The 5,004-nt window shown below is 71.2% G+C and carries 7 protein-coding genes; all 7 read right to left on the bottom strand.

The window, feature by feature from the left end; translation table 11 throughout:
• Positions 1-282: 282 nt before the first annotated feature.
• On the bottom strand, positions 283-1,548 hold the full coding sequence (locus VF092_24810) for an RNA polymerase sigma factor (GenBank protein ID HEX6750534.1): 1,266 nt from the start codon (positions 1,546-1,548) through the stop codon (positions 283-285).
• On the bottom strand, positions 1,545-1,913 hold the full coding sequence (locus tag VF092_24805) for a YciI family protein (protein ID HEX6750533.1): 369 nt from the start codon (positions 1,911-1,913) through the stop codon (positions 1,545-1,547). The genes VF092_24810 and VF092_24805 overlap by 4 nt, the downstream gene beginning before the upstream one ends.
• 90 nt (positions 1,914-2,003) lie before the next feature.
• Positions 2,004-2,360: a YciI family protein gene (locus VF092_24800; protein ID HEX6750532.1), complete on the bottom strand. Its 357-nt coding sequence runs from the start codon at positions 2,358-2,360 to the stop codon at positions 2,004-2,006.
• Positions 2,361-2,465: 105 nt separating this feature from the next.
• Positions 2,466-2,954 carry a DUF1801 domain-containing protein gene (locus tag VF092_24795; protein ID HEX6750531.1) on the bottom strand — a complete coding sequence of 163 codons (489 nt, stop codon included), beginning with the start codon at positions 2,952-2,954 and terminating at the stop codon, positions 2,466-2,468.
• Complete coding sequence (locus tag VF092_24790; protein HEX6750530.1) at positions 2,951-3,502, bottom strand: hypothetical protein; 552 nt, start codon at positions 3,500-3,502, stop codon at positions 2,951-2,953. The genes VF092_24795 and VF092_24790 overlap by 4 nt, the downstream gene beginning before the upstream one ends.
• Before the next feature lie 37 nt (positions 3,503-3,539).
• The gene (locus tag VF092_24785; protein ID HEX6750529.1) at positions 3,540-4,118 is read right to left on the bottom strand and encodes a hypothetical protein; all 579 of its coding nucleotides are present in this window, start codon (positions 4,116-4,118) and stop codon (positions 3,540-3,542) included.
• 147 nt (positions 4,119-4,265) lie between these two features.
• Positions 4,266-5,004: MBL fold metallo-hydrolase (locus tag VF092_24780; GenBank protein HEX6750528.1), on the bottom strand; the 739-nt coding region annotated here is incomplete at its 5' end.

Below are 5,004 nucleotides of genomic sequence, written 5' to 3'. Positions count from 1 at the left end.
GCGGTCCTCCAGACGAAGGTCCTCGCCAGAGAGGAGCGGGATCTTTTGAATTGTTGCAAGGTCCCGCTGCCTCCGAAAATCCTTCAAGTTACACCTGTGTAAGCACTTGCCTCGATTCAGACCCCGCCGGACGCGTTGTACACGCGTCCGACGGGGTCTTGTTGTATCTTGTTGCTGTTCAACCTCTTATGGCCAACGTGTAAAACGGTGCTGTCGAACGCCTGTGCAGCTCTTCCTCTGCTGACCCTGCTAACTCTGCGTGAGAAAAATTCTTTCCAGGATTCATCCATCGAGCTGCGTCAGCCGCCGGGAGAGGAATCGCCGCTCGGGCTCCTGACGCGCGAGGGCGAGGGCGCGCTCGTAGGCGGCGCGGGCCTCATCGACTCGTCCCAAGCGGCGGAGGAGGTCTGCGCGGGCGGCGTGGGCGAGGTGATAGTCGTCCAGGTCGCCGCGGGCGAGGATGGCGTCGGCGAGCGCGAGGCCGGCGGCGGGACCATCGCGCATGGCGATGGCCGCGGCGCGGTTCAGCTCGACCACGGGCGAGGGGTCGGCGCGCAGCAGCACGTCGTAGAGGCCGACGATCTGCGGCCAGTCGGTCGCCTCCGCCGTCGCCGCCTCGGCGTGGACGGCGGCGATGGCGGCCTGCAGCGCGTACGGGCCGAAGCGGCGCGACCGCAGCGCATGCTCCACCAGCGCGCACCCTTCCGCGATCAGCGCGCGGTCCCACAGCGCGCGGTCCTGCTCGTCCAGCAGCACCAGCTCGCCGTCCGCCGTGGTGCGCGCGGCGCGCCGCGACTCGTGCAGCAGCATCAGCGCAAGCAGTCCCTCGGCCTCGGGCTCGGGGAGGAGCTCGACCAGCAGCCGGCCGAGACGGATCGCTTCGCCGGAAAGGTCCGGGCGCGTGAGCGAATCTCCCGACGAGGCCGAATATCCCTCGTTGAACACGAGATAGACCACGTGCAGCACGCCGTCCAGCCGCTCGGCCAGGTCGGCGCGCTGCGGCACCCGGTAGGGGATGCGCGCGTCGCGGATCTTGGCCTTCGCGCGCACGATCCGCTGCGCCAGCGTGGGCGCGGGAACCAGGAACGCGCGCGCGATCTCCTCCGTGGTCAGCCCGCAGACCTCGCGCAGCGTCAGCGCGATCCGCGCGTCGGGCGCCAGGGCGGGGTGGCAGCAGGTGAAGACGAGCCGCAGCCGGTCGTCCTCGACGCCATCTTCATCCCCCAGCTCCTGATCGGTGCGGCTGGAAGCCAGGTGCTCGGCGACGTCGGCCAGGCGCGCGTCGAAGCGGGCGCGGCGCCGCATCGCGTCGATCGCCTTGAAGCGGCCGGCGGAGACGAGCCACGCGCGCGGGTTGGCGGGGATGCCGTCGCGCGGCCAGCGCTGCAGCGCCGCGGCGAACGCGTCGTGCAGCGCCTCTTCGGCCAGGTCGAAGTCGCCGTCCAGCAGGCGGATGAGCGTGGCCAGGACGCGGCGCGAGTCGGTGCGGTAGACGGCGTCCACCGCCTCGCGCGCGCGCCCGGCCGCATCCCGGTCCACCCCCGTCACGACGACGGCCGCTGCTGGCTGAAGTCCACCACCGGGCGGATCTCGATGCTCCCGGTGCGCGCGGACGGGATCCGCTGCGCCACCTGGATGGCGTCGTCCAGGTCGCGCGCCTCGATCAGGTAGAACCCGCCCAGCTGCTCCTTCGTCTCCGCGAACGGCCCGTCCGTGGCCGACACCCGGCCGTCGCGGACGCGCACCGTCGTGGCCGTCGCCACCGGCTGCAGCGCCTCGCCGGCGACGTAGTGGCCGCTCTCGCGGACGCCGTTGGTGAACCCGAAGTACTCGCGCATGAACGCCTGCGACTCTTCCTGCGGCATCGCCGCGAGCTTGGCTTCCTCGTCGTAGATCAGGCACAGGTAGCGCATTTCGATCTCCCGTAAGCGGGGTGATGGGGATGTGGGCACAGATGGTCGTCCGGGGATGCCCGAAATCGACATCCCCGTGACGCGGACCCGCTACGGTCGGGAGAAGTCGACCACGGGGCGCACCTCCACGCTGCCGTAGCGCGCGGAGGGGATGCGCGCCGCCACCTGGATGGCGTCGTTCAGGTCGCGCGCCTCGACCAGGTAGAAGCCGCCCAGCTGCTCCTTCGTCTCCGCGAACGGCCCGTCGGTGGACGACACCCGCCCGTCGCGGACGCGCACCGTCGTCGCCGTGTCCGTGCGCTGCAGCGCCTCGCCTGCGCGGTGGTGGCCGCCGTCGCGCAGCCCCTGCGTGAACTCCATGTACTCGCGCGTGAACGCGGCCGCCTCGTCGGGCGTGCGCGCCGCCAGCCGCGCTTCGTCGTCGTAGATCAGGCACAGGTACTTCATGGCTCCCCTCCGGAACGGGTGTGAACGGCCGTGGTCGCCGGATAGTCGTCCAGGGGAGCCGGAATTCGACAACGGGGTGTCGGGGGATGGAGATGGGCGTGCGGATCAGGATGGACGCGGCGGGGGAACACCCTTCTCCGCCGGCCGCCGCGGTCGCTGCTTCGCGGAGATGGACTTGATCACCATCCGCCCGGGGCCGCCGGTGTCGAACGGCTGGGGGGATGATGCGACCGCGTGGCCGATCAGCTCGCGGATCTCGGGGCGGTCGACGTCCGCGGCCGAGCCGAGCTTCACGTGCCGGGCGACGTTTCCGGAGCCCTGCAGCAGGCCGTGCGGATCGGGGATCTTCGTCCCGGTGAGGAAGCAGAGCGTGACCCACCGCGGCATCACCGCGATCGAAAGCACCGCCTCCGATGCCTTCTCCGTGGCGCCGAAGCCGATCACCAGCGCGTTGTAGTTGTCGTACACCATCTCCACCGCGCCGGGCACCTGCGCGCGCAGCCGCTCGAGCGCGGCCACCGCCTCCGCCGTGACCTCCGGCGTGTACTTCGCCAGGAACCCGTCGAGCTGCGCCTGCGGCGACGTGTCGGTCATCGTGCCGTCTCCTTTCCCGGCTGTAGCGTCTCCTCCGGCCCGCGTCCGCGATTGGACGCCCACCACATGAAGGCGGCGGCAAGGCCGAGAATCAAGCCCAGCGGCCACGATCTCCAGTCGCGCCAGATCCAGAGCTTGAACACGGTCGTCTCCGCCAGCAGCGCAACCGCGAGCAGACGATAGCGCGCGGAAATGGGAGTCGCGAGCAGCGAGTAGGTGAGGAAGAGCATATGGCCGGAGTAAGGCAGGACCTCACCGCCCGTCATCCGCGCGAACGCCAGGACCAGCACGCCCCCGTCGACGATGCGCGCCCAGCCGCCGAGGTCCAGCCGCTCGCGCACCCAGAGCGGCGCGGCGACGAACAACGGTCCGTAGTACAGCACCAGGAACGTCGCCGCCGCGTCGGAGCGCGCCCCCAGGTCGACGACGCGCGCCCAAATCAGCACCGCTCCCACGATCGCCAGCGCCGGTAGCGCGAGGGCGGCGACGAGCAGCGCGCGGCGGATCATCTCCCGGTGCGCGGCGATGAATTTGTCGAGGCGGTTCAATGTTGAGGGGATGGGGATGAATGTCGATCGGTGAGAGTCAGCGTCCGCGCGCGCGCCGCAGCCGCTCCGTCACCCGCGCCTGCCACCGCGCGATGCGCCACGCGCCGCGCACCACCGCGCCCATCCACGCGGGATCAGGCGCCGACGGGAGGGCCTGCGACGAGCCGAGCCGGTCCGCGGAGATGTCGGCGAAGAGGAAGTTCTCCGACGCCACCGGCGCGCCCGCCAGCCGCCGCAGCATCGCGATCTGGCCGGCGTGCGTCATCGCGTCCGAGAACGGCCCCTGCAGCAGCTGGTCAAAGGTGAGCCCGTTCAGCGCGTCGCCTCGCGCGAGGTGCTGCGAGACGTCCGCGACCATGGCGTGGAAGCGCTCGATCTCCGCCTCGAAGCTTTCCAGCGGCTCCGCCTGGTAGACGCCGCCGACGAAGAACGTGCGCGCGTAACCGAGCACGCTGGCCATGTGGCGCACGAGCTCGCGCGGCGTACGCGCGCCGGCGCCCGCGTGGAAGTCCGCGAACTCCGGCGGCGCATCGCGCAGCGCCTTCTGCGTGCGGTACGCGAGCGCCGCCACGAAGTGGCGCAGCACGCGGCGGGTCTCAATCTCTCGCTCGTCCATCCAAATCCCCGTAATCGTCGAATCGATTCCGGACGCGTTCGCTATGTAGGCTGGAATCCCCGCACGCCGCAAGCACCTCCGCACGCGAACGGGCCCGCTTCCGTGGAGGGAGCGGGCCCGTGTCGATGCGATGATCCGCACGCCCCGTCACTCCGGCCGGAAGGGCACCTCGATCGTCAGCCCGTCGTAGGCGGCCGTCACTTCGGGGAAGACGGCGCGCGCCTCCTTCTCCAGCCAGCGCGGGTCGTCGGCGTAGCGGGGGGAGAAGTGGGTGAGGACGAGCCGCAGGACGCCGGCGCTCGCGGCCACCTCGGCTGCCTCGCGGGCGGTGGAGTGGCCGGTGTGCGCGGCGCGCTCGGCCTCGTCCTGCGCGAAGGTGGCCTCGTGGATCAGCAGGTCGGCGTTCGCGGCGATCTCGCGCGTGGACTGGCAGGGGCGCGTGTCGCCGCTGATCACCAGCTTGCGCCCGGCGCGCGGCGCCCCGACGACGTCCGCCGGGGTGATCACGCGCCCGTCGACCTCCACGGACTCGCCGTGGTGCAGCTTCCCCCACAGCGGGCCCTCGGGGATCCCCATCTCGCGCGCCTTCGCGGCGTTGAAGCGGCCCAGGCGCTCGTGCTCCACGATGGCCCAGCCGAACGCCTTCCCCCCGTGCGACACCTTGAAGGGGACGACGTCGTAGCCGTCGCGCGCCACCTTCTCGCCCGCCTCCACGCCGTTGATGCGCACCTCGAACGGCACGCGCTCCACGCCCAGCTCCACGGCCGCCTTGAGGATCGGCTCCGTCCCGCGCGGCGCCCACAGATCGACGGGTTCCTCGCGCGCCTGGAGCCCGAGCGTGCGCAGCAGGCCGATCACCCCCAGGAAGTGGTCGGCGTGGAGATGG

Origin of the sequence: Longimicrobium sp., assembly GCA_036377595.1 — a bacterium.
Classification (GTDB): domain Bacteria; phylum Gemmatimonadota; class Gemmatimonadetes; order Longimicrobiales; family Longimicrobiaceae; genus Longimicrobium.
Note: the sequence above shows the minus strand (reverse complement) of the source record. Positions and strands in the feature narration are given on the sequence as shown.